The sequence below is a fragment of the Billgrantia sulfidoxydans genome (assembly GCF_017868775.1).
Taxonomy (GTDB): Bacteria; Pseudomonadota; Gammaproteobacteria; order Pseudomonadales; family Halomonadaceae; genus Halomonas; species Halomonas sulfidoxydans.
This window is the reverse complement of sequence record NZ_CP053381.1, coordinates 3,757,666-3,781,826: the sequence shown is the minus strand read 5'-3', so window position 1 is coordinate 3,781,826 and position 24,161 is coordinate 3,757,666. Positions and strand designations below refer to the sequence as shown.

Genomic DNA, 24,161 nt, shown 5'->3' with positions numbered 1-24,161 from the left:
TTCCTCTCCTGCCACAGCCCTTTTATACAAATCGGGGTCCCATAGCTGAAAGCCGCCAGCGGCCAGGCTCCTTATACTCGACTGACATCACTGCGTTGCTATCAACCCTTTGCAGGAATGGAGACCGAGATGAGCCACACCCCGAGCCGCGCCGACTTCGACCGGTACATGGTGCCGAACTACTCCCCCCAGAAAGTCATTCCGGTGCGCGGCGAGGGTAGCCGGCTGTGGGATCAGGAGGGGCGCGAATACATCGACTTCGCCGGCGGCATCGCCGTGAACTCCCTGGGGCACTGCCACCCGCTGCTGGTCGAGGCGCTCACCGAGCAGGGCAAGAAGCTCTGGCACCTCTCCAACGTCTACACCAACGAGCCCTCGCTCAAACTGGCCAAGACCCTGGTCGAGCGCACCTTCGCCGACAAGGCCTACTTCTGCTCCTCCGGCGGCGAGGCCAACGAGGCGGCGCTGAAGCTGGCGCGGCGCTGGGCTCACGACAACTTCGGCGAGCACAAGCATCGCATCGTGTCGTTCTATCAGTCCTTCCACGGGCGCACCTTCTTCACCGTCAGCGTCGGCGGCCAGCCCAAGTACTCCCAGGGCTTCGGTCCGGTACCGGGCGGCATCGTTCACGGCGAGTTCAACGACCTCGACAGCGTGCGCGACCTGATCGACGACGACACCTGCGCGGTGATGGTCGAGCCGATGCAGGGCGAGGGCGGCATCGTGCCGGCCAAACGTGAATTCCTGCAGGGGCTGCGCGACCTGTGCGACGCCCACGACGCGCTGTTGATCTTCGACGAGGTGCAGACCGGCGTGGGCCGCACCGGCTCGCTCTATGCCTACATGGAGTACGGCATCGAGCCGGATATCCTCACCAGCGCCAAGGCGCTGGGCGGCGGCTTCCCCATCGGCGCCATGCTGACCACCGACCGCGTCGCCCCGGCGCTGGCCATCGGCACCCACGGTTCCACCTACGGCGGCAACGCTCTGGCCTCGGCGGTGGCCCTGGCCGCAGTGGAGCACATCGACACTCCCGAGGTGCTGGGCGGCGTCAAGCAGCGCCACGACCTGTTCCGCGAGCATCTCGAGGCGATCAACCGCAAGCATGGCGTGTTCAAGGAGATCCGCGGCATGGGCCTGTTGATCGGCGCCGAGATGGCCCCCGAGTACGAGGGCCGCGCCAAGGACATCCTGCCGCTGGCCATCGAGGAGGGCGTGATGGCCCTGATCGCCGGCCCCAACGTGCTGCGCATGGCACCGTCGCTGGTGATTCCCGAAGCCGACATCGCCGAGGGCATGGCGCGGCTGGAGCGTGCCATCGCGCGGCTGGTGGCGGCCCAGTGAAAGCTGGCCGAGCCATGCGCGACACCGCCCATCGACCAGGAGATCCCGCCATGATGGTCGTACGCCCCGTTCGGCCGGCCGACCTGCCGGCCCTGGAGCGGCTGGCGGGCTTGGCCACGCCGAGCCTGACCAACCTGCCGGCCCATCGCGATCGTCTCGAGGAGCGCATTGCGCGCTCGCGGCAGTCGTTCGGGCGCGAGGTGGACTTTCCCGGCGACGAGCACTACACCTTCGTGCTCGAGGATCTCGAGCGCGACGAGGTCGTAGGCACCGCCACCCTGCGCGCCGAAGCCGGTGCGCGGGAGGCCTACTACACCTACCGCCAGGAGACCCTGATCCACGCCTCGCAGCAGCTCAACGTGCGCCGCGAGGTGCAGACCCTGTCGCTCTCCCACGAGGTCTCCGAGACCACCCAGCTGTGCGCCCTGTCGCTGGACCCGCGCTACCGCGGCACCAGCGCCGAGAGCCTGCTGCGCCGCGCGCGGCTGATGTTCATCGCCCAGTACCCCGAGCGTTTCGCCGAGGTGCTGGCGATGGCGTTTCCGGGCTATCTCGACGAGCAGGGCGAGTCGCCGTTCTGGAACAGCGTGGGGCGCCACTTCTTCGTGCGCGACTACCACGACATCAACTATCTCGCCGGGGTGCGCTCGAAGAGCTTCATCGCCGAGGTGATGCCGCAGTTCCCGCTCTACCTGGCGCTGCTCACGCCCCAGGCGCGGGCCGCCATCGGCCGCGAGCACCCCGCCCACGAGGCGGCCATGGCCGAGATGCTGGCCGAGGGCTTCATGCGCTCGCGTCATGTCGATCTGTTCGACGCGGGGCCGGTGATCAAGGGCGAGCGCGATCGCCTGCACACCTTCCGCCGCGCCGCCTGGCATCCGGTACGGGTACGCCCGGCTCACGCCCTGCCGGACGCCGAGCCGGCGATGATCGCCAACCAGCGCCTGGCCGAGTTCCGCTGCGTGGTGGCGCGCTACGCGCTGTCGCCCACCGGCCAGTTGATGCTCTCGCCGGAGCACGCCGAGCTGCTCGGCGTGGAGGAGGGGCGGGCGGTACTGGCCGCGCCGCTGGCGCTGCCGTCCGCCGGCGACGACGAAGCGGGCTTCGACGAGGGGGAGCTGTGATGCGTATTCGACCGATTGCCGAGGGCGACCTGGACGAGCTGCAGAAGATCGCCCGCGAGACCGGGGTCGGCTTTACCTCGCTGCCGGATAACCGCGAGTTCCTCAGCGACAAGATCGCCGCCGCGATCGCCGCCTTCGAACAGCGCACGCCGCCCGACCGGCGCAACTACTTCTTCGTGCTGGAGGACGAGGCGAGCGGCGAGCTGGCCGGCTGCTGCGCCATCGAGGGCCAGGTGGGGCGCGAGGTGCCGTTCTACCACTATCGCCTGGGTACGCTGGCGCACTCGTCGGTGCAGCTCGACCTGCATCGCACCATCGACACCCTGTTCCTCAGCTCCGACCATACCGGCGACGCCGAGGTGGCCTCGTTGTTCCTGCGCCCCGGCTTTCGCGGCAAGGAGCGCGCGCACCAGCGCAACGGTGCACTGCTGTCGATGATGCGCTGGCTGTTCATGGCCGAGTTTCGCGACCAGTTCCCTGACAAGGTGCTGGCCGAGATGCGCGGCGTATTCGACGAGCGCGGCAAGAGTCCCTTCTGGGAGTGCCTGGGCAGCCACTTCTTCCCGCTGGACTTCGACGAGGCCGACCGCCTCACCGGGCTCGGCCAGAAGAGCTTCATCGGCGAGCTGATGCCCAAGTTCCCGATCTACACGCCGTTTCTCTCCGACGAGGCGCGGGCCTGCATCGGCCAGGTCCACCGCGACACCCGCCCGGCGTTGGCCATGCTCAAGCAGGAGGGGCTGCGCTGGGAGGGCTACATCGACATCTTCGACGGCGGGCCGACGGTGGAGGCCTACATCGACGACGTACGCGCGGTGCGCAAGTCGCGCCGCTGCCGGGTCGAGATCCGTGCCAGCGACGAGCCGCCCCCCGCTCGCCCGCGCTGGCTGGCGGCGAGCACGACGATGGCCGACTTCCGCGCCGCCTGGGTGTCTCACGGCCCCGACGAGGAGGGCACCCTCACCCTGGGCGAGGCGGAGGCAAAGCGCCTGGGCGTGGTGGCCGGTGACTCCCTGCGCGTACTGGATACCGAGGAGACTTCATGAAAGCGATGCAACAGCTGATGATTGGCGGCACCTGGCAGCCGGGCGAGGCAACGCGCTTCACCAAGCGCGATCCGGTGTCCGGCGAGACCCTGTGGCAGGGCGCCGCCGCCAGCGACGACCAGGTGGCAGCGGCGGTAGAGGCCGCCCGTGGCGCCTTCCCGGGCTGGGCCCGGCTCGGCTTCGCCGAACGCCTGAGCGTGGTCGAGCGCTTCCGCGAGCAACTGGAGACCCACCGCGAGGACCTGGCCCGCGCCATCGCCGGCGAGACCGGCAAGCCGCTGTGGGAGGCGCGCACCGAGGTGGGCGCCATGATCGGCAAGGTGGCGATCTCGGCACGTGCCTACCAGGAGCGCACCGGCGAGCGCAGCCGCGACGTCGGCGACACCACCGCCGTGCTGCGCCATCGCCCGCACGGCGTGATGGCGGTGTTCGGCCCCTACAACTTCCCCGGCCATCTGCCCAACGGGCACATGGTGCCGGCGCTGCTGGCGGGTAACACGGTGGTGTTCAAGCCCAGCGAGCAGACCCCGCTGACCGCCGATCTGACCCTGCAGTGCTGGCACGAGGCGGGCCTGCCCGCCGGGGTGATCAACCTGGTGCAGGGCGCCGCGCCGGTGGGGCAGGCGCTCTCCTCGCACCCGGGTATCGACGGCCTGCTGTTCACCGGCAGCGCCCGCGTGGGCGGTCTGCTCAATCGCCAGTTCGCCGACCAGATGGAGAAGATCCTCGCCCTGGAGCTCGGCGGCAACAACCCGCTGGTGGTCAAGGAGGTGCATGACCAGGACGCCGCGGTGCTCACCATCCTGCAGTCGGCCTTCCTCTCCGGCGGCCAGCGCTGCACCTGTGCGCGTCGGCTGATCGTGCCCGAGGGCCAGGTCGGCGACCATCTGCTCGACGCCCTGGTCGACGCCATCGCCCGCCTGCGGGTGGCCGGGCAGTTCGAGGAACCGGCGCCGTTCTATGGCGGCCTGGTCAGCCCGGAGGCGGCCCAGGGCCTGCTCGAGGCCCAGGACGCGCTGGAGGCGCTGGGCGGCGTGGTGCTGTCGCGCATGGAGTGCCTGCAGGAGGGCACCAGCCTGCTGTCGCCGGCGCTGATCGACGTCACCGGCCTCGACGTGCCCGACGAGGAGCACTTCGGCCCGCTGCTCAAGGTCTACCGTTACCACGACTGGAACGAGGCCCTGCGGCTCGCCAACGACACCCGCTACGGCCTTGCCGCCGGCCTGATCGGCGGCGAGCGCGCCGACTGGGACGACTTCCTGCTGCGCATCCGCGCCGGCATCGTCAACTGGAACCGCCAGACCACCGGCGCCTCCGGCGACGCGCCCTTCGGCGGCGTGGGCATCAGCGGCAATCATCGCCCCAGTGCCTATTACGCAGCGGACTACTGCGCCTATCCGGTGGCCTCGATGGAGGCCGAGAGCCTCACCCTGCCCGACAGCCTGCCGCCCGGAGTGGTGCTATGAGCCAAGCGACGAAAACCGACTACCGGGAAGTCAACTTCGACGGCCTGGTGGGGCCGACCCACAACTACTCGGGCCTGGCCCACGGCAACGTGGCCTCGATGCGCCACGGCGGGCTGGTCTCCAACCCTCGCGAGGCGGCGCTGCAGGGGCTGGCCAAGATGAAGGCGCTGATGGATGCCGGCTACGCCCAGGGCGTGCTGCCACCCCAGCAGCGCCCCGACCTCGGCGCGTTGCGCTCGCTCGGCTTCACCGGCAGCAACCGCGAGGTGCTGGCCCGGGCGGCCGCCGAGGCGCCCCAGGTGCTGCGCGCGGTGTGCTCGGCCTCGAGCATGTGGACGGCCAACGCCGGCACCGTGACTCCCAGCCGCGATGCGCCGGACGGCCGGGCGCACTTCACCCCGGCCAACCTTCAGTCGAGCTTCCACCGCTTTCTCGAGCCGGAGACCACCGGCCGCGTGTTGGCGGCGATCTTCCGCGACGAGGCCCACTTCGCCCACCACCCGGCGCTGCCGGCCACGCCGGCCTTTTCCGACGAAGGGGCGGCCAACCACACGCGGCTGTGTGGCGAGCACGGCGAGGCCGGCGTGCATCTCTACGTCTATGGCCGCCAAGCCTTCGGCGGGGATCCAGCGCATGAGCCCAAGCGCTTTCCCGCACGTCAGACGCTGGAAGCGAGCCAGGCGGTGGCCCGCCAGCACGGCCTCGCCGCGGCGCAGACGGTGTTCGCCCAGCAGCACCCCGAGGCCATCGATGCCGGCGTGTTCCACAACGACGTGATCGCGGTGGGCAACGGGCCGGTGCTGCTCTACCACGAGATGGCCTTCCTCGACGAGCAGGCCACCCTCGATGAGCTGCGCAGCAAGATGTCGACACCGCTGATTCCGGTGCGCGTGCCCGGCGAGGCGGTGAGCCTGGAGGATGCCGTGGCCTCCTACCTGTTCAACTCGCAGTTGCTGAGCAACCCCGACGGCCGCATGACCCTGGTGGTGCCTGGCGAATGCCAGGAGCGCGAGGCGGTGTGGCGCACCATTCAGGATCTGCTGCTGGCCGGTCACAACCCCATCGGTGAGGTGATCGTCAAGGACGTCAAGCAGAGCATGCGCAACGGCGGCGGCCCCGCCTGCCTGCGCCTGCGGGTGGCACTCTCCGCCGAGGAGCGTGCCGCGCTGACCGGCCGCGTGCTGCTCACCGACGCGCTGCACGGCGAACTCGCCGCCTGGGTCGAGCGCCATTACCGCGACCGCCTGGCGCCCGACGACCTGGCCGACCCGCAGCTGGCCGACGAGACCCTTACCGCGCTGGATGAACTCACCCGAATCCTCGACATCGGCTCGGTCTATCCCTTCCAACTGGGATAGACCGAGCGTCAAGCTCCGGGAGTAGCGGCGAGTCAGTGGCGAGTCAGTGGCGTTGTCGCCGTGCCGTGCCGGTGAGGGCGGCGACACCGAGCACGGCGCCGACGATGGCCGTGGCGGTCAGCGCCGGGTGCATCGCCGCCTGGGTGTAGCGGCTCCGGCGGGCGACCGGGTGCTCGAACTCGGCCCGCTGCCAGACGCCCGGGGCGGGCCGGTGCAGCCCGCCAATCCCCTGTGGCGGCTGGTCCGATTGCTGCCGCGGGATCATGCTGCGCCGCATGATGCGATCGGCCAAGCGCGGTGCCAGCTGTCCAAGCATGGCAATGCCCTTGCTGGCGCCGCCGACGCGAATGTCGCGCCGCGGATGTTCGGCGCAGTGCAGGATGGCTTCGGCTACCACATTCGGCTCGTAGAGGGGCGGTGGCAGGGTCGGCTCGACGTCCATGCGGTTGCCCGCGTGGTGGGGAAAGGGCGTGGCGATGCTGCCCGGTTTCACCAGCGTGACCGAAACCGGCGCCCCCAACTCCTCCAGCTCCATGCGCAGCGCATCGGTGAAGCCCTTGACCGCATGCTTGGAGGCCGAGTACATGCCCTGCAGCGGAATGGCCCGATCCGAGACCACCGAGCCGAGGTTGATGATCGCCCCGCCATGAGTATCGGTGCGCAGCCCGAAGTGGCGGGCCGCCTCCAGCGAGCCGTGGACGACGCCCCAGAAGTCGGTCTCGAACAGCCGCCGCTGATCGTCGAGCGGCTGGTCGGTCAGGTAGCCGAACAGCGAGACGCCGGCGTTGTTGATCCAGGTATCGAAACCGCCGAACCGCTGGATGGCGGTCGACGCGAGCGCGCGGACCTGATCGGGGTCGCCGACGTCGACCTCCGCATAGGTCGCATCGGCGCCACGCTGGCGCAGTTCGTCCACCAGCGCGGTCAGGGCGCTCCCGTCACGGGCAGCGACGACCAGGCGGGCACCGCGGTCGGCGGCCCGGCGTGCCGTGGCCAAGCCGATGCCACTGGTGGCGCCGGTGATGACGAGGATCTGATCTTCGAGTCGTTTCAGCGCTAATGCCATCATGCTCTCCTTGCCGCGCACCTCGAGTGCGCCATGGCGTTCTTCGGTCGGTGTTGTCTCAGCATAGAAACTCTGCGAGAACAACCAAAGCGAAGCGCCGGCCGCCCACTCCAAGCAAAAGGAATGCGACATGCAGCACCCGATCACCCTCGTACGCCTGAGCCCCGATTCCCCCCATGTCGCCACGGTGGCGAGCTGGACCCATGCCGAATGGGGCCACCTCAACCCCGACTTCACGGCCGATACCTGGCGCGACGCCTTTCGCCGCGAGTGCGGTGACGGCGGCGTGCCTTCGGTGTTCGTGGCCATGGCGGGCGACCAGCCGGTGGGCACGGCGGCGCTGATGGCCGAGGACATGGACACCCGCCCCGACCTCACCCCCTGGCTGGCCTCGGTGTTCGTGCTGCCGGAGTGGCGCGGGCAGGGCATCGCCTCGACGCTGATCCGGCGGGTCGAGGAGGAGGCCGTCGCCTGTGGCGTCGATTATTTCTACCTGTTCACCCCCGACCAGCAGGCGCTCTACCGCCGGCTCGGCTGGCGCGACCACGAGGAGCTGAGCTACCGCGGCGAAGACGTCACCATCATGCGGCGCCAGCTCGAGGCATGACGGCAGCTTCGCCCCTTGGGCTCTACCGCGAGGCGGTGGAGCGTCACGGCTTCGCCCCGGACGAGGCTCAGCGGGCCGCTGCCGCGCGGCTCGAGGTGTGCTTCCAGGCGCTGCACGACGCGGGGGCCACGAAAGGGCGCGGGGCCGTGCCAGGCGTCTATCTGTGGGGGCCGGTGGGCCGCGGCAAGACCTGGCTGATGGATGGCTTCCATCGTCATCTCGGCGTGCCTGCCCGACGCCTGCACTTCCACCACTTCATGCGCTGGGTGCACCAGCGCCAGTTCCAGCTGGGCGGCACCGTCGATCCGCTGGCGGCGCTGGCCCGTGAGCTGGCGTCCGAGGTGCGCGTGCTCTGCCTCGACGAGCTGTTCGTCAGCGACATCGCCGATGCCATGCTGCTCGGCCGCCTGCTGCAGGCGCTGTTCGAGCACGGTGTGGTGCTGGTATGTACCTCCAATCAGGCGCCGAGCCAACTCTATGCCGACGGCTTCAACCGCGAGCGTTTCCTGCCTGCCATCGCGGCCATCGAGCATCATATGGAAGTGGTGGAGCTGGACGGCGGCTACGACCATCGCCTGCACCCCGGCCAGGCGTGGCGGCGCTATTGGGTGGCCGAGCCCGGGGAGCCGAGCAAACTGGGGGCCGTTTTCGAGCGCCTGAGCGAGGGGCAGACGACGCGCCACGAGCCCATCGAGCTGGGACATCGACGCATCGCGGTGGAGCGGCGCAGCGGGCGGGTGGTGTGGTGTCGCTACGCCGAGCTGTGCGAGCAACCGCTGGCGGCGCTCGACTTCATCGCGCTGGCCGACGAATTCGATCATGTTCTGCTCAGCGAAGTGCCGCGCCTGAGCGATGCCGCTTCGGCGGGACGCATCGCCCGCGGCACCGAGGATGGCGCCGAGCGCATCGAGGCCGGGGAGCGCGAGCTGCCGCCGCTGTCGCGGCGCGACGATGGGGTGCGCCGCTTCATCGCCCTGGTCGACGAGTGCTACGACCGCCGCGTGCCGCTCCATATCGAAGCCGAGGTCGCCATGGAGGAGCTTTACCCCCATGGCTACCTGTCGTTTGCCTTCCGGCGCACCCTCAGCCGGCTGCAGGAAATGCAGCTGGCAAGGTTTGGGTGCGGCGCTTAGCTGCTGGCCGCTCCGCCGACGATGCCGCTGCGAAAGCCGCTCTGGCGGTCGCCGCCGCGCAGGTGCTGCGCCACGCTGTCTTCCGGCGAGCCGGCCATCTCGCGGAACATGCCCATGGAGCCGAGCAGGGCGGAGGATTCGTAGGGCACGAACACCCGCTCGCCGTCCTGAGCCATGGTCGGCAGCGCCTTGATGTAGCTCTGGCCGAGCAGGTAGCCCACCACGGTGCGCTTGTGCTCGTCGCTGTCGCCGATGGCGTTGAGGACCAGCTTGATCGACTCCTGCTCGCCCTGGGCGCGCAGGATGGCCGATTCCTTGTCACCCTGGGCGTTGAGGATCGCCGATTCGCGCTGGCCCTGGGCCTTGGCGATGGCGGCGGCCTTTTCGCCCTCGGCCTCGGTCACGGTGGCGCGACGCTTGCGCTCGGCGGCCATCTGCAGGCGCATGGCTTCCTCGACCTCCTCGGGCATGGCGATGTCCTGCACCTCGACCCGCGAGATCTTCACCCCCCACTTGGAGGCGGGCTCCTCCATGGCGGCCTGGATCTCGTTGTTGACCTCGGCGCGCGACTCGAACAGCTTGTCGAGCTCCATCTTGCCCACCACTGAACGCAGCGTGGTCTTGGCCAGTACCTCCACCGCCTGGCTCATGTTCTCCACCTCGTAGACGGAGCGGCGCGGGTCGATGATCTGGAAGTAGAGCGCGCCGTTGATGCGCACGGTGACGTTGTCGGTGGTCACCACCGGCTGGCCGGGGAAGTCCATGACCGTCTCGCGGCGGTCGATGCGCACCTCGCTGGTAGTCACCGGGAAGAACTCCTCGCCGCGCTTCTGGTAGCGGATCATGGTGATGGCGCGGGGCTGCTCGATGAACGGAATGATGATGTTGATGCCGCTCTCCAGCAGGCGGTGGAACGAGCCCAGGCGCTCGATCACCATGACCTCCGACTGGCGTACGATCACCAGCCCCTTGGCGACGATCAGGATGCCGATCACGACGACGATGAGCGCCAGCAGTAGCCCCGGGTTGATGGGTAGATCCATGGTCATGTTCCCTCATTCGATGCGTGGGTAGGAGAGGCGCCATCCTTCGGCGCGGGTGTCTTGCTCGTTGTTCAGTGCGGCTGGACGTGGCTGACGATGGCGGTGGTGCCGTCGAACTGCTGGAAGACCACGAGCGTGCCTTCGGCAAGTTCGGTCTCGCCGGTCTCGGCCACACGCAGGCGGTAGAAGTCGCCGTTGATCTTGATCCCGCAAGCGCCATCGAAGTCACGCTTCAGCGTGGTATAGGTGCGCCCCTGCTCCACGCCGGTACCGGTGGTGCCATAGGACACTCCGCTGGGTGAGAACCAGGGGCGGATCACCTTGATGGCGAGTGGAATCAGGATGCCCGAGAACACGCCCATGGCCAGCAGCTGCCAGGGCAGCGTGAACCCCAGGGCGGCAAGGGCCGAGGTCAGGGCGGCGGCAACACCCAGCGACAGCAGCACCAACCCCCCGGAGGAGAGTTCCGCCAGCCCCAGCAACAGGGCGATGGCCAACCAGATGAGGGCGGGGTTCCAGTCCATGGTAGTCTCGCTGGTGAAGGGTTTCCCTGGCTGACAGGCGCGATGGCCTGCGCGACACCAGTTTACATCGTAATTCCATGGTAAAGGAGAGAGCCATGTCATACACCCCGATAGCCCGTCATCTCTCGGCGCTGTCCCTCCTCCTGGTCGGCGGCGCCTGGCTGGCGGGCGGTGCTGCGGCCGCCGAAGAGGAAGCCCAGGCGCAAGAGCGCATCGAGCAGGTCGAGGCCGAGCAGAACGGGGCGCAGCAGGAGCAGGGCCAGGGCGAGGCGGATGACGGCGAGGCGGCGGTCGACGACGGCGAGGACCCGGGTGAGGCGGTCACCGAGCCCGATGTCGACGTGCATGCCGACAACCCGGCCGTACAGGCCTATCGCGAGATCGCCGAGCGCATGCATCGCGACGTGCTGGCCGAGTTCAGCGGCGATGCCGATCTCGACTTCGCCCGCGGCATGGTCGCCCATCACCAGAGCGCCATCGACATGGCCCGTGTGGCGCTGGAGCACGGCGAGGACGAGGCCATCCGCGACCTGGCACGAGAGGTGATCGAAACCCAGGAGGCCGAGATCGCCTTCCTGCGTGACTGGTTGGCCCGGCACGGTGACGATGAGGCCGAATGAGGGCCTTCGCATGAGAGCCTTCGGTTCTGCCTGAAACCATCGGCGGCGTGCCTCGCATGCCGCCGACTCCTACGCCTGCCGATTTTCCTACGCCCCACCCATACGCCATCGCTACGCCCCCCGGGGAGGAGGACGCCTGCGCCGCGATTGGCGAGGCTGGACGGGTTCGCTTCGCCGCGCCGCGACGGCCGCGGCATCGATAACAACAACCCGGAGATTCTCCCATGCCTTGGACACGCCACGCTGTGAGCGTTACCTTGCTGGCCGCGCTCGGCAGCGGCCTGGCCTTTTCCGCCTACGCCTTCGACGCTGATCGGTTGACGATCTGGATGGGCGACAACAAGGGCTACGATGGCATCCGTGAGGTGGCGAGCCGGTTCACCGACGACACCGGCATTGCCGTCGACATCGTCAATCCCGACAACCTCACCGACCGCTTCCAGCAGGCCGCCGGCAGCGGCCAGGGGCCTGACATCGTGATCTGGGCCCACGACCGCATCGGCGAGTGGGCCCAGAGCGGGCTGCTGGCCCCCGTCTCGCCCTCCACGGATTTCCGCAAGCGCTACTTCGATTTCACCTGGGACGCCACCCTGTGGAACGGCGAGCACTACGGCTACCCCATCTCGGTGGAGGCGCTGGGGCTGATCTACAACAAGGCGCTGGTGGAGACGCCGCCGGAGAGCTTCGACGAGCTGGCGGCACTCGACGCCGAGCTCGCCGAGCAGGGCAAGAAAGCGATCCTGTTCGACTACGGCGAGCCCTACTACGGTTGGACGCTGCTCGCCGCCAACGGTGGCTACCCCTTCCGCCAGACCGAGGCGGGCTTCGATATCGCGGACATCGGCGTCAACAACGCCGGTGCCATCCAAGGGGCCGAGCTGCTGGCCGAGCTGATCGAGAGCGACGTGCTGCCGCGCGGCACCGACTACAGCATCATGGACACGCGCTTCAACCGAGGCGAAGTGGCCGCCATGATCAGCGGCCCCTGGGCCTGGAGCAACCTGGAGCAGAGCGGCATCGACTACGGCGTGGCACTGCTGCCCCGGGTGGGCGAGGAGCGCGCCAAGCCGATGTTCGGCGTGATGGCGGCGATGATCAACACCGCCTCGCCCAACGACTTCCTGGCCGTCGAGTTCCTCGAGAACTACCTGCTCAGTGAGGAGGGCATGCGCACCTTCAACGGCGACGGCACCCTGGGGGCGGTGGCCCACACCGCCTACCAGCAGGAGCTGGAGCGCGACCCCAATATCGCCGCCACCCTGGAGAACGCCGAGCTCGGCATGCCGATGCCCAACATACCCGAGATGGGCGCCTTCTGGGCCGCCATGGAGCCGGCCTTGCAGAACATCGGAAGCGGCCGCCAGTCGCCCCGCGAAGCGCTGGATGCCGCGGCCCGCCGCATGCGCCAGTAAGCCCACCTCGCTCGAAGCCCAGCCACGGCCGATGCCGGCGGCTGGGCGCAGGACGCTACCCATGTACACCACCAATGCTTCCCGGGGGCTGCCCCGGCATCGCTCCCGCTATCCTGCCGAGCGCTATACCCGCTGGGCGCTGCGCGGCCTGGTCGCCGTGCTGGTCTTGGCCCTGCTGTGGCTGGTGCTCGCCTTCCACCTCCACGGTCAGCCGATCTTCGCGCTGCTGTTCCTGGTGCTCGGCGCGGCGCTGGGGATCGTCTTCACCCGCCGCCGGTTGATGAGTCACCGCTACATCTTCCCCGCCGTGGCCGGCATGGCGCTGTTCGTCATCTTTCCGCTGCTCTACACCATCGGCATCAGCTTCAGCAACTACAGCTCCAGCAACCTGCTCAGCGAGGAACGAGTGCGCGCCCAGTTGCTCTCGCGTACCTACCAGGAGGAGAGCGCCACCTTCGGCTTCCAGCTCTATTCGTCCGACGAAGGCGTGCGGCTCTATCTGGAGCGCGAGGGCGCTCCGACCGGAGCCGGTGAGAGGGAGGCTGAGGTCGAGGAGGCGCTTGAGGGCGTTTCGCGCTTCACCACCGGGCCGATGTCGCTGGCGCAGGGGGAGGGGCGGCACGTCTCCATCCAGCCGGCGCCAGGCGAGCCGGCCGGCGAGCCGATGTCCCTGCGCGAGGTGATCGCCAGTCGCGCCGCGCTGCAGAATCTGGTGCTGGTGACACCGGAGGGGCTGGAGTTGCGCATGGCCGGGTTGCGCCACTTCGCCCCCATGCTGGATCGTTTCGAGGCGCGCGACGACGGCAGCCTGTACGATCGCCGCGACGACCGGCTATTGATCGCTGATAGAGAGACGGGTTTCTTCGTTACCGACGAGGGCGAACGCATCACCCCGGGCTGGCCGGTGGCGGTGGGGCTGGACAACTACGCCAGGATCTTCCTCGACCCCGATATTCGCGGGCCCTTCGTTCAGATCTTCGTCTGGACCTTCGCCTTCGCCGGGCTCACCGTGCTGTTCACGTTGATGGTGGGCTTCGTGCTCGCCTCGCTGCTGCAGTGGGACCAGCTGCGCGGCAAGGCGCTCTACCGCACCCTGCTGATCCTGCCCTATGCGGTACCGGCGTTTATCTCGATCCTGATCTTCAAGGGCATGTTCAACCAGCACTTCGGCGAGATCAATCTGATCCTCGACGCCCTGTTCGGTATCCGCCCCGACTGGTTCACCGACCCGTGGCTGGCGCGCACCATGCTGCTCATCGTCAACACCTGGCTCGGCTACCCCTACATGCTGCTGCTGTGCATGGGCCTGATCCAGTCGATTCCCAGGGATCTCTACGAAGCTTCGGCGGTGGACGGCGGCGGGCCGCTCACCAACCTGTTCCGGATCACCCTGCCGCTGATCATCAAGCCGCTGACGCCGCTGTTGATCGCCTGCTTCGCCTTCAACTTCAACAACTTCGTGCTGATTGCGCTGCTTACCGGGGGCAACCCGGATATTCTCGGCGCCAGCACCCCGGCGGGCACCACCGACCTGCTGGTGAGCTACACCTATCGCATCGCCTTCCAGGACGCCGGGCAGAACTTCGGCCTGGCCGCCGCCATCGCCACGCTGATCTTCGTGCTGGTGGCAGGGCTGGCGCTGCTCAACCTGCGCCTGGCCAAGGTCAGGGTCTGATTCGCAAGGTCACAGGAGAATCGTCATGGCCATGGTTCAACCGCGTACCCTTCGCTGGCGCAAGCTGGCGGCCCATCTCAGCCTGTGCGGCTTTCTGGTGCTGATCCTGTTCCCGCTGCTGCTGGTGATCTCGATCTCGTTTCGCGAGGGCAACTTCGCCAGCGGCAGCCTGATTCCCGAGAACTTCTCGCTGGAGCACTGGTCGCTGGCGCTGGGCATCCCCTGGGAGCGTGCCGACGGCAGCGTGGTGCAGCCGCCGTTTCCGGTGTTGCTGTGGCTGTGGAACTCGATCAAGGTGGCGCTGGTGTCGTCGCTGCTGATCGTGCTGCTCTCCACCACCAGCGCCTACGCCTTTGCCCGCATGCGCTTCGCCGGCAAGGGGCCGATCCTCAAGGGCATGCTGATCTTTCAGATGTTCCCGGCGGTGCTGTCGCTGGTGGCGCTCTACGCCCTGTTCGACCGCCTGGGGCAGTTCGTCGGCTGGCTCGGCATCAACACCCATGGCGCGCTGATCGTCGCCTCGCTGGGGGCGGTGGCGCTGCATATCTGGACCATCAAGGGCTACTTCGAATCGATCGACGGCTCGCTGGAGGAGGCCGCCATGGTCGACGGCGCCAGCACCTGGCAGGCGTTCCGCTACATCCTTCTGCCGCTGTCGCGACCGATCCTGATGGTGGTGTTCATCCTCGCCTTCGTCATGAGCATCATGGAGTACCCCATGGCCTCGGTGCTGCTGGTCGACGAGCACAAGCTGACGCTGGCGGTGGGCGCCCAGCAGTACCTCGCCGATCATAACCAGCGCTGGGGCAACTTCGCCGCCGCGGCGGTGCTCTCCGGCCTGCCCATCACCGTGGCCTTCCTGGTCTGCCAGCGCTGGATCATCGGCGGACTGACGGCGGGCGGGGTGAAGGGCTGACGACAAGCCAATACTGGCTGCGTTCCTAGCAAGACGCCCCGATCTCTGGCGAGATCGGGGCGTCGTTGGTAACCGCGGAAGCTAGTGGGTCACGCCGGGTATCCGCACCTGCCGCGGGCAGGCCGTGCCGTCGGCTCCGAACAGGTGGCAGCGCTCGCCCGAGAGGCCCAACTCGATGCGCTGGCCATCCTCCAGGTGGGCCAGACCGTCGAGGCGCTGGGTCAGGGTCTCGCCGACACCTTCCACGCGCAGGTGAGCGAGGGTCTCGTAGCCGAGCTTCTCGGCTACCAGCAGTCGCGCGGCGAGACGCGCCTCGGCGTCGGTCGGGGCGACGAAGTCTTCGGCGCGCACCGCCAGGGTGGCACTGTCGCCGGCCTTCAGGCGAGCGCCATCCACCGCCACGGCCAGCGTCTCGCCGTTGGGCAGGCGCACCGCGGTGCGCTGCCGGCCGGGGTCGAGGATCGTCACCGGCAGGGTGTTGATGCGCGGCGAGCCGATGAAGCGCGCCACTTCCAGCGTGGCCGGGTAGTGGTAGAGCGCGAGCGGCGCGCCGACCTGGGCGATGCGGCCGCCGGCCAGTAGGACGATGCGGTCGGCCAGTGTCATCGCCTCGGTCTGGTCGTGGGTCACGTAGATCATGGTGGCGCCCAGGCGCCGGTGCAGCTCGGCGATCTGCACGCGCATGTCGACGCGCAGGGCGGCATCGAGGTTGGAGAGCGGTTCGTCGAACAGGAATACCGCCGGCTCCTTGACCAGGGTGCGGCCGATGGCCACCCGCTGGCGCTGGCCACCGGAGAGTTCCTTGGGCTTGCGTTCGAGCAGCTCGCCCAGGTGCAGCATTCCGGCGGCGTGCTCCACCCGGCGCCGGATCTCGGCCTTGTCGGTGCGCGCCAGCTTGAGGCCGAAAGCCATGTTCTCGGCCACGCTCATGTGCGGGTAGAGCGCGTAGGACTGGAACACCATGCCGATGTCGCGCTCCTGGGGCGGCACCTCGTTGATGCGCTCGCCATCGAGGCGCATCTCGCCGTGGCTGATCTCCTCGAGCCCGGCGATCATGCGCAGCAGGGTCGACTTGCCGCAGCCGGAGGGCCCGACGAAGACGACGAACTCGCCGTCCTCGATGGTCAGGTCGATGTCGCGGGAGACCTCGACCCCCGCGTAGTCCTTGCCGATGCCGGCGAGCGTCAGACGTCCCATGCGACCTCCTCGCCGGCCGGACAGCGGGCGATGGCGACACCATAGGGGGGCAGGTGCAGTCGGCCCGCTTGCCAGCGGCCGTTGACCAGCGCCGGGGCATCCTCGAGCGGGCTCGCCTCGCGCGGTGCGGGCAGACTGCGTGGCTTGGCGCTGAAATTGAGCGCCACCAGCAGCCGTTCGCTCGGCGCCCGCCCGGGATGGCGGCGTTCCAGGCAGAGTACCTCCTCGCGCAGCGGATGGTAGTGCACATCGCCCTTCACCAGCGCCACGTGCTCGCGGCGGAAGGCGAGGAAGGCGCGGTAGGCGTTGAGCAGCGAGTCGGGGTCGTCGTCCTGCCGGCCCATGGCCAGGCCCAGGTGCTCGTCGGGTACCGGCAGCCAGGGCTCGCCCCGGGAGAAGTCACCGTGGCGGGTGTCGGCGCACCAAGGCTGCGGCGTGCGGCAACCGTCGCGACCCTTGTAGGCCGGCCAGAAGGTGATGCCGGCCGGATCGGCCAGCTGCTCGAGGGTCAGCTCGGCCTCGGGCAGGCCCAGCTCTTCGCCCTGGTAGAGGCAGACGCTGCCGCGCTGGGTCAGCAGGAAGGCCAGGTAGAGGCGCAGCCGGGCCGTATCGTCTTCGGCGCGCCAGCGCGTGGCGACCCGGGGCACGTCGTGGTTGCCCAGCGCCCAGCACGGCCAGCCGTCGCCGATGCGTGCCTCCATGGCGGTCATCGTCCGGTGCAGGAACTCGGGGTCGTGACGTTCGCCGAGCAGGTCGAAGGAGTAGGCCATGTGCAGGCGGTTGCCGCCCTGGGTATAGGCCGCCATCACGTTGAGCGAGTCGTCGTCGCCCACCTCGCCGACGCTGGTGGTGCCGGGGTACTCGTCGAGCAGGGCGCGCAGCCGCTCGAGGAAGGCCAGGTTCTCGGGCTGGGTCTTGTCGTACAGGTGCTGCTGGAAGCCGTAGGGGTTGTCCGGCCGCGTGCCGAGGAAGCTCTCCACCGCCTCGTGGCGGGGCGGATTGTCCCGAAGCTCGCCATGGGTGCAGAAGTTGATCGCGTCGAGGCGGAAGCCGTCGACGCCACGGTCGAGCCAGAAGCGCACCTCGTCGAGGATCGCCTCGACCACCTCGGGGTTGCGGAAGTTGAGGTCCGGCTGGCTGACCAGGAAGTTGTGCAGGTAATACTGGCAGCGGCGGGTATCCCACTGCCAGGCGCTGCCGCCGAAGACCGACTGCCAGTTGGTGGGCGGCGAGCCGTCGGCCCTGGCCTCGGCCCATACGTACCAATCGGCCTTGGGGGTGTCGCGGCTGGCGCGACTCTCGGTGAACCAGGGGTGCTGGTCGGAGGTGTGTGAGAGTACCTGGTCGATGGTGACCTTGAGCCCGCGGGCATGGGCGGCCTCCACCAGACGGTCGAAGTCCGCCAGGGTGCCGAACATGGGGTCGACGCCGCGATAGTCGGCGACGTCGTAGCCGAAATCCTTCATCGGCGAGGTGAAGAAGGGCGAGAGCCAGATGGCGTCGACGTTCAGCGAGGCGATGTAGTCGAGCTTGTCGATGATGCCCGGCAGGTCGCCGATGCCGTCGCCGTTGCTGTCCATGAAGCTGCGCGGGTAGATCTGGTAGATCACCGCGCCGCGCCACCACTCCTGGCCCTGCCGGCCGTAGATCTGCTGTGCGTTCATGCGTTGTCCTTGTCGCTTGCCATACGGGAAATCGTAGGGGCGATGGTGATGCCGGGCTCGCTGGAGGGAATCCTCTACCCCCGGGGGGAGTGAGGCGTAGGAGGGGGGAGGAGGTCGAAGGTCACTCCCCCTGGATGCGCGAGAGCAGCTCGCCGGCCAGCGCAATGGCTTCCTCACGGCGGCGGATGTGCTGCTTCTGGTAGAGGCTGCGGATATGGGTCTTGACCGTGGTGGGTGCCACCGAGAGCTGATCGGCGATCTGCTCGTTGGAGAGCCCGGCATGGATCAGGCCGAGGATCTGCCATTCGCGGCGGGTCAGCGGTGAGGTGCGGATCAGCTCCGGCACGTCGGGACGGGCGACGATGTCCTCGATCACCGAGTCGTCGAGCAGCAGGCGCACGGCGCGGCCGAACTCGCGCTGGCGGCGGGCGAGCTCGAGCAGCCGCTCGGCGTGGCTCCTGGCCAGCGGGTCGAGGCCGTTGTCTTTGAGCAGCGGCACGAGCATCTCGGGCAGTGCTCGCCCCAGGCGCAGGAAACTGCCGGCGAGTGCGGTGCGGGTGGCAAGCGCCAGTGCCTGGCGCAGGTGGCCCAAGGCTTCGTCGTGGCGCTCGCGCTGCCAGGCCAGGGCCGCCAGGCACAGGCGGTTGCGGTTGGCGTCGGTGGCCAGCCCCAGCCGCTCGGTCTGGCGCTCCAGCGCCATGAGCAGCGCCTCGGCCTCGTCGAAGCGGCCGAGCAGGGTCAGCGCCCGCGCGTGGTTGCGCAGGTTGCATTGGGCGAAATGGTTGCTGGCCCGTGCCGGGTCGCCGGGCGGTGCCTCCTGCAGCCACCGGGCCACGGCGTCGAGGTCGCCGTTGGCCTGCCACCAGACGAGCAGGGTGGCATGGGCGTTGGCCTGCCAGTCGATGTGGTAGTCGCCCTGGACCAGAATCGTCCGCAGGCGGCGAACGTAGTCGGCGCACTGGGCCTTGTCGCCCCGCGACAGGGCCACCTTGGCCAGGCTGACATGGCACTGCAGGGTCCAGCGCTCGCCCTGGGTATCGAGCACCTCGATGCCCTTCAGCGCCGCCTGCTCCGATTCGTCGAGCCGCTGCCACTCCCACAGCAGCTGGCTGCGAATGCGATAGAGGAATTCCGCCACCGGCAGACGCTCCAGGCCGCTGCGCTCGACGTAGGCCATGGCGCGCTCCTGCACGTCGTAGGCGGCCTGCAGGCGCCCCTGTGCCACCAGCGTCTCGGACTGGTGGCACAGCGCCCACAGCCGGCGCTGCTCGTCGCCGAGGCGCGCCGCTTCGTGCTCCACCTTGCGGGTCCGCTCGAGCGATTCGGCCAGCTCTCCCTGGACGAAGCGCGCCTCGGCGAGAATGGCCGCGGCGGTGAGCGGCGTGCTGGCCAGGTAGCGAGGCGGCAGGGTCAGGGCCAGCTCGGCCAGCGGGGCGGCGCGTTCGGCATCGCCCTCGTTGATCGCCAGCTGGGCGCGCAGGGTGGCGAACTCGGCGCCGAGTTCATTCCATTCGGGGGCCTCGAGCTGTGCCTCGATCCAATCGATCGCCTGGCGGGTGCGGTCGAAGTGGTACTGGGCGTGGGAGGCCCAGCCATGCAGCAGGGTCAGCCGCGGCGAGTCGACGAGGCGAGTGTCGCCGAGGGCGGCGAGTCCGCGGGCCAGCAGCGCGAAGTGGCCGTTGGCGAGCAGCGTTGGGCCCTCCTGCTCGAGCAGTTCGGCCAGCGCCTCGGGCGCTTCGGCCTCGATGATCTGCGCCAGTGCCAGGGCGGGGTTGCCCAGGCGCAGCCAGGCGGTGCTGGCGCGCTGGTGCAGTTCGCGCTGGGTGGTCAAGCTGAGCTCGTGACGGCGGTGACGCAGATAGCCGGCGAACAGCGGATGAAAGCGAAACCATTGCGAGTGGGGGTCGACTCGCGTGAGGAACAGGCCGCCCTGTTCGAGCGTCTCCAGCCGCTGGGAGAGCCGCTCCCCTTCCAGCAGCCTCGCCACCAGGGTCGGCGAGAAACGTTCCAGCACGCCGAGCTGGAGCAGCAACCGGCGGTCTGCCTCAGCGAGGCTTCCCTCGAGCAGCTCGTCGAACCAGGCGGCGAAGTCGGGATGGGCGCCATCGAGACGCTCGAGCAGGCTGTCGAAGGCGGCCCGCGTGGTGGTGCGCTCGATCAGCCAGGCCAGCGCCAGCGGCCATCCCTCGGTGCGGCGCAGGGCGCGCTCCAGGCTCACGCGTGTGGGTGGGTAACTGAGCTGCTCGGCGCACAGCGTCTGCGCCTCCTCATGCTCGAAGGCCAGTTCGGCCGGGCCGATCTCCTCCAGCTCGCCGCGCAGCCGCAGCCCGGCCAGGCCGAGCGCCGGGCGGGTGCGTGACGCCAGGGTGAGAGTGAGCCAGGGAGGCTGATGGTCGAGCCAGTGGCGCAGGGCCTCGAGGATCTGCGGATGGCGCAGATGGTGGAAGTCGTCGAGCACCAGCCGACCGGGCGGGGCCTCGCGCGGCAGGGCGGCGAGCCACGCCTCCATGGCGGCGTGCAGTCCGTTCGACGGGGGCAGCGTCAGCGAGAGGGCGAGCCGTTGGCAGAGCTGGGCCAAGGCCGCGTGGAAGTAGGCGGCGAAGCGCTCGGGGTCGTCGTCGCGCGCATCCAGTCGCAGCCAGGTCGCCGGTTGCTCCAGGGGAGGCAGGCGTTCGGCCAGCAGGGTGCTCTTGCCGTAGCCGGGTGGCGCCTGAACCACCAGCAGGCGCACCCGCTCGGTCAGTGCGAAGCGATCATTGAGCCGCTCCCGAGCAATGACGGTGGTCGGCACGGCTGGCGGGCTGAGCTTTTCCTGGAGCAGAGGCATGGCGACCGCACCCATCTGTAACGATTCAGCCAGTATGCCTGCGAGCCCACTGCGTTTGGTGCGCCTACGACCAAGGGCGTAGACGCCGCGCCGTTAGAGCCGAAGCGGCGCGGCGTTCAGACAGCGCCCATCACAGCCCCAGGCGCGCCTTGACCCGGCCGAAGGCGGCCAGGGCGAACTCCAGGTCGTCGCGGCTCAGCGCGGCGGACATCTGGGTACGGATGCGCGCCTTGCCCTGGGGCACCACCGGGTAGGAGAAGGCGATCACGTAGACGCCTTCCTTGAGCATCTCTTCGGCGAAGCGGGCGGCAAGCCCCGCATCGTGCAGCATCACCGGCACGATGGGGTGCTCGCCCGGCAGCAGCTCGAAGCCGAGCCGCTCGAGGCCTTCGCGGAAGAAGGCGGTGTTCTCGGTTAGACGGTCGCGCAGCTCGCGGGACTCGGCGGCCAGCTCGATGGCCTTCAGCGCGCCGGCGACCACCGGCGGCGCCACGGTGTTGGAGAACAGGTACGGGCGCGAGCGCTGGCGCAGCAGCTCGACGATCTCGCGCTTGCCGCTGGTATAGCCCCCGCTGGCGCCGCCCAGCGCCTTGCCCAGGGTACCGGTGGTGATGTCGATGCGGTCCATGCAGCCGCGGTACTCGTGGGTGCCGCGGCCGCCTTCGCCGAGAAAGCCAGTGGCGTGGCAGTCGTCGAAGTGCACGAGGGCCCCGTAGCGCTCGGCCAGGTCGCAGATCTCGTCGAGCCGGGCGATATAGCCGTCCATGGAGAACACGCCGTCGCTGGTGATCAGCTTGAAGCGCGCGCCGTCGCGGTCGGCGGCTTTCAACTGCGCTTCGAGGTCGGCCATGTCGTTGTTGCGGTAGCGGTAGCGCCGGGCCTTGCACAGGCGCACGCCGTCGATGATGCTGGCGTGGTTGAGCTCGTCGGAGATCACCGCGTCCTCGGCCCCGAGCAGGGTCTCGAACAGCCCGCCGTTGGCGTCGAAGCAGGAGGGGTAGAGGATGGTGTCCTCGGTACCGAGGAAGTCGGTGAGGCGCTGTTCGAGCTGCTTGTGCAGGGTCTGGGTGCCGCAGATGAAACGCACCGAGGCGAGTCCGTAGCCCCACGCTTCCAGGCCCGCCTTGGCGGCGGCGTTGACCTCGGGGTGCTGGGCCAGGCCCAGGTAGTTGTTGGCGCACAAATTGAGCACCTCGGTGCCGGCATTGAGGCCGACATGGGCCCCCTGGGGCGTGGTCAGCTGGCGCTCGTGCTTGTACAGCCCGGCCTGGCGAATGGCGTCGAGCTCGCCGCGCAGGTGCTGCTTGAAGGCTCCGTACATGTCATGTCTCCCAGTTGAGGACGACCTTGCTCGCTTCGCCGCTGAGCATGGCGTCGAAACCGCGCTGGAATTCGCTATAGGGCAGGCGGTGGGTGATCACCGGCGAGACGTCGAGGCCGGAGTCGACCATCACCGACATCTTGTACCAGGTCTCGTACATCTCGCGGCCGTAGATGCCCTTCAGCGTCAGCATGTTGAAGATCACCGTGTTCCAGTCGATCGCCATCTCCTCGGTAGGAATGCCGAGCATCGCCACCTTGCCGCCGTGGCACATGTTGGCCAGCATGTCGCGGAAGGCGGCAGGGCTGCCGGACATCTCCAGGCCCACGTCGAAGCCTTCGGTGAGGCCGAGCTCGCGCTGCACGTCGGCCAGGGTCTCGTGGCGTACGTCCACGGTGCGGGTGGCACCCAGCCGCCTGGCCAGCTCCAGGCGGCCCGGATTGAGATCGGTGACCACCACGTGGCGTGCCCCGGCATGGCGGCATACCGCCGCGGCCATGGCGCCGATCGGCCCGGCGCCGGTGATCAGCACGTCCTCGCCGAGCAGGTCGTACTGCAGCGCGGTGTGCACGGCGTTGCCCAGAGGGTCGAAGATGGCGGCCACGTCGAGGTCGATGCCGGGCTTGTGCTCCCACACGTTGGACATCGGCAACGCCACGTACTCGGCGAAGGCGCCGGGACGGTTGACCCCTACGCCGCTGGTGTGGGCGCATAGGTGGCGGCGCCCGGCCAGGCAGTTGCGGCAGCGCCCGCACACCACGTGGCCCTCGCCGGAGACGATCTGCCCGGGGTGGAAGTCGTTGACGTTGGAGCCGACCTCGACGATCTCGCCGACGAACTCGTGGCCCACTACCATGGGTACCGGAATGGTCTTCTGCGCCCAACTGTCCCAATTGTAGATGTGCACGTCGGTACCGCAGATGGCGGTGCGCTTCACCTTGATCAGCACGTCGTTGATGCCGACCTGTGGGTCGGGCACTTCGTCCATCCAGAGGCCGGGTGTCGCCTCCTTCTTGATCAGCGCTTTCATGTTCTGCCTTCCTGACTTGTGGTTGGAGGATTCAGGCGGAGGAGCGAGCGTTGCTGGCAATTCGCCACGTTGGGTTTAGTATGAGAGAACGAATTCCAGTATTGCAGAACTAGTCCTTCTTGCAAGAATTTTTTCCTGGATAATGGATGGCGATCGCCGAGACCTATTGTCTTGGGTATAGGGCAAATGCGAAGTGAGTGACACCACGATGTCAGACGAAGCACAAACGGAAGCCGGCAGCCTTGCCAGCCGCGTGATCGAACTGCGCAAGCGGCGCGGGCTGACCCTGGAGCAGCTGGCGGCGGCCTCGGGGGTCAGCCGCTCGATGCTGAGCCAGATCGAGCGCGGCAAGGCCAATCCGACCCTGGCGGTCACGCTGCGTATCGCCCAGGCGTTCGGCATGAACATTGGCGACCTGGTGGATCAGCCCTGGACGGCCTCGCGTATCGAAGTGGTGCGTGGCAACGATGCCAGCCAGCTGTTTCGCGACGACCGCGACTGCCGCATCCGCACGCTCTCGCCGCTGCACATGGAGAAGAACGTCGAGTTCTACGAGATCCGCCTGGCACCCGGGGCAAGGCTGCAGAGTGCCGCCCATTTCGAGGGTACCCGCGAACTGCTGACCGTGACCCAGGGGCGGGCACGGGTGGTGGCCGGGGAGAATCGCTGCGAGCTCGATCCCGGCGATTCGGCCCACTATCATGCCGACCTCGAGCACATCATCGAGAATGGCGGCGAGGAGGAGCTGGTGAGCTTTCTCGTCGTGACCTACCAATAAGCACAGGGGA

The 24,161-nt window shown here is 68.5% G+C and carries 20 protein-coding genes; 12 read left to right on the top strand and 8 right to left on the bottom strand.

Annotation, left to right across the window (positions count from 1 at the left end; genetic code table 11):
* The first annotated feature begins 129 nt into the window (after window positions 1–129).
* From HNO51_RS17435 to astB, 5 genes are read left to right on the top strand one after another with little or no spacing between them, the layout of a single operon-like run.
* The gene (locus HNO51_RS17435; RefSeq protein WP_209538000.1) at window positions 130–1,344 is read left to right on the top strand and encodes an aspartate aminotransferase family protein; all 1,215 of its coding nucleotides are present in this window, start codon (window positions 130–132) and stop codon (window positions 1,342–1,344) included.
* 50 nt (window positions 1,345–1,394) lie between these two features.
* Window positions 1,395–2,468: an arginine N-succinyltransferase gene (locus HNO51_RS17430; RefSeq protein ID WP_197448509.1), complete on the top strand. Its 1,074-nt coding sequence runs from the start codon at window positions 1,395–1,397 to the stop codon at window positions 2,466–2,468.
* Window positions 2,468–3,514, top strand: coding sequence for an arginine N-succinyltransferase (astA, locus tag HNO51_RS17425; protein WP_209537999.1), 1,047 nt, complete (start codon window positions 2,468–2,470; stop codon window positions 3,512–3,514). The genes HNO51_RS17430 and astA overlap by 1 nt, the downstream gene beginning before the upstream one ends.
* On the top strand, window positions 3,511–4,980 hold the full coding sequence (gene astD, locus HNO51_RS17420) for a succinylglutamate-semialdehyde dehydrogenase (RefSeq protein ID WP_209537998.1): 1,470 nt from the start codon (window positions 3,511–3,513) through the stop codon (window positions 4,978–4,980). The genes astA and astD overlap by 4 nt, the downstream gene beginning before the upstream one ends.
* Window positions 4,977–6,338 (top strand): N-succinylarginine dihydrolase, encoded by a 1,362-nt coding sequence (astB, locus tag HNO51_RS17415; RefSeq protein WP_197448506.1) that lies wholly within the window; start codon window positions 4,977–4,979, stop codon window positions 6,336–6,338. Before astD ends, astB begins: the two co-directional genes overlap by 4 nt.
* Window positions 6,339–6,381: 43 nt before the next feature.
* Here astB and HNO51_RS17410 read toward each other — a convergent pair whose 3' ends face one another.
* Complete coding sequence (locus HNO51_RS17410; protein WP_209537997.1) at window positions 6,382–7,404, bottom strand: SDR family oxidoreductase; 1,023 nt, start codon at window positions 7,402–7,404, stop codon at window positions 6,382–6,384.
* Window positions 7,405–7,534: 130 nt separating this feature from the next.
* On the opposite strand from HNO51_RS17410, the gene HNO51_RS17405 reads away from it, so the two are divergent.
* Together HNO51_RS17405 and zapE are read left to right on the top strand one after the other, a co-directional pair.
* On the top strand, window positions 7,535–8,011 hold the full coding sequence (locus HNO51_RS17405) for a GNAT family N-acetyltransferase (protein WP_209537996.1): 477 nt from the start codon (window positions 7,535–7,537) through the stop codon (window positions 8,009–8,011).
* A complete protein-coding gene (gene zapE / locus HNO51_RS17400) occupies window positions 8,008–9,144 on the top strand; it encodes a cell division protein ZapE (RefSeq protein ID WP_197448504.1) in 1,137 nt (378 codons plus the stop codon). Before HNO51_RS17405 ends, zapE begins: the two co-directional genes overlap by 4 nt.
* On the opposite strand, the gene HNO51_RS17395 is transcribed toward zapE, so the two are convergent.
* Together HNO51_RS17395 and HNO51_RS17390 are read right to left on the bottom strand one after the other, a co-directional pair.
* A complete protein-coding gene (locus HNO51_RS17395; protein ID WP_209537995.1) occupies window positions 9,141–10,187 on the bottom strand; it encodes an SPFH domain-containing protein in 1,047 nt (348 codons plus the stop codon). The genes zapE and HNO51_RS17395 overlap by 4 nt on opposite strands.
* Window positions 10,188–10,258: 71 nt before the next feature.
* Window positions 10,259–10,711 (bottom strand): NfeD family protein, encoded by a 453-nt coding sequence (locus tag HNO51_RS17390; protein WP_197448503.1) that lies wholly within the window; start codon window positions 10,709–10,711, stop codon window positions 10,259–10,261.
* A gap of 95 nt (window positions 10,712–10,806) precedes the next feature.
* On the opposite strand from HNO51_RS17390, the gene copM reads away from it, so the two are divergent.
* From copM to malG, 4 genes are all read left to right on the top strand, one after another.
* Complete coding sequence (gene copM / locus HNO51_RS17385) at window positions 10,807–11,331, top strand: CopM family metallochaperone (RefSeq protein ID WP_209537994.1); 525 nt, start codon at window positions 10,807–10,809, stop codon at window positions 11,329–11,331.
* A 224-nt stretch (window positions 11,332–11,555) separates the two neighbouring features.
* Window positions 11,556–12,743 (top strand): maltose/maltodextrin ABC transporter substrate-binding protein MalE, encoded by a 1,188-nt coding sequence (gene malE / locus HNO51_RS17380; RefSeq protein ID WP_209537993.1) that lies wholly within the window; start codon window positions 11,556–11,558, stop codon window positions 12,741–12,743.
* A 61-nt stretch (window positions 12,744–12,804) separates the two neighbouring features.
* Entirely contained in the window at window positions 12,805–14,418 is a 1,614-nt protein-coding gene (gene malF, locus HNO51_RS17375; protein WP_209537992.1) for a maltose ABC transporter permease MalF, read from the top strand.
* Between the two features lie 25 nt (window positions 14,419–14,443).
* Window positions 14,444–15,334, top strand: a complete 891-nt coding sequence (gene malG / locus HNO51_RS17370) for a maltose ABC transporter permease MalG (RefSeq protein ID WP_209537991.1) — start codon at window positions 14,444–14,446, stop codon at window positions 15,332–15,334.
* 81 nt (window positions 15,335–15,415) lie between these two features.
* Here malG and ugpC read toward each other — a convergent pair whose 3' ends face one another.
* From ugpC to tdh, 5 genes are all read right to left on the bottom strand, one after another.
* Window positions 15,416–16,531, bottom strand: coding sequence for a sn-glycerol-3-phosphate ABC transporter ATP-binding protein UgpC (gene ugpC, locus HNO51_RS17365; RefSeq protein WP_209537990.1), 1,116 nt, complete (start codon window positions 16,529–16,531; stop codon window positions 15,416–15,418).
* On the bottom strand, window positions 16,519–18,195 hold the full coding sequence (locus HNO51_RS17360) for an alpha-amylase family glycosyl hydrolase (RefSeq protein ID WP_209537989.1): 1,677 nt from the start codon (window positions 18,193–18,195) through the stop codon (window positions 16,519–16,521). Before HNO51_RS17360 ends, ugpC begins: the two co-directional genes overlap by 13 nt.
* 121 nt (window positions 18,196–18,316) lie before the next feature.
* Entirely contained in the window at window positions 18,317–21,022 is a 2,706-nt protein-coding gene (gene malT, locus HNO51_RS17355; RefSeq protein WP_197448496.1) for an HTH-type transcriptional regulator MalT, read from the bottom strand.
* A gap of 130 nt (window positions 21,023–21,152) precedes the next feature.
* Window positions 21,153–22,343, bottom strand: coding sequence for a glycine C-acetyltransferase (gene kbl, locus HNO51_RS17350; protein ID WP_197448495.1), 1,191 nt, complete (start codon window positions 22,341–22,343; stop codon window positions 21,153–21,155).
* A gap of 1 nt (window position 22,344) precedes the next feature.
* Window positions 22,345–23,373: an L-threonine 3-dehydrogenase gene (tdh, locus tag HNO51_RS17345; RefSeq protein WP_209537988.1), complete on the bottom strand. Its 1,029-nt coding sequence runs from the start codon at window positions 23,371–23,373 to the stop codon at window positions 22,345–22,347.
* A 208-nt stretch (window positions 23,374–23,581) separates the two neighbouring features.
* Between tdh and HNO51_RS17340 the strand changes: the two genes are divergently transcribed.
* Window positions 23,582–24,151, top strand: coding sequence for a helix-turn-helix domain-containing protein (locus HNO51_RS17340; RefSeq protein WP_197451100.1), 570 nt, complete (start codon window positions 23,582–23,584; stop codon window positions 24,149–24,151).
* Window positions 24,152–24,161 lie beyond the last annotated feature (10 nt).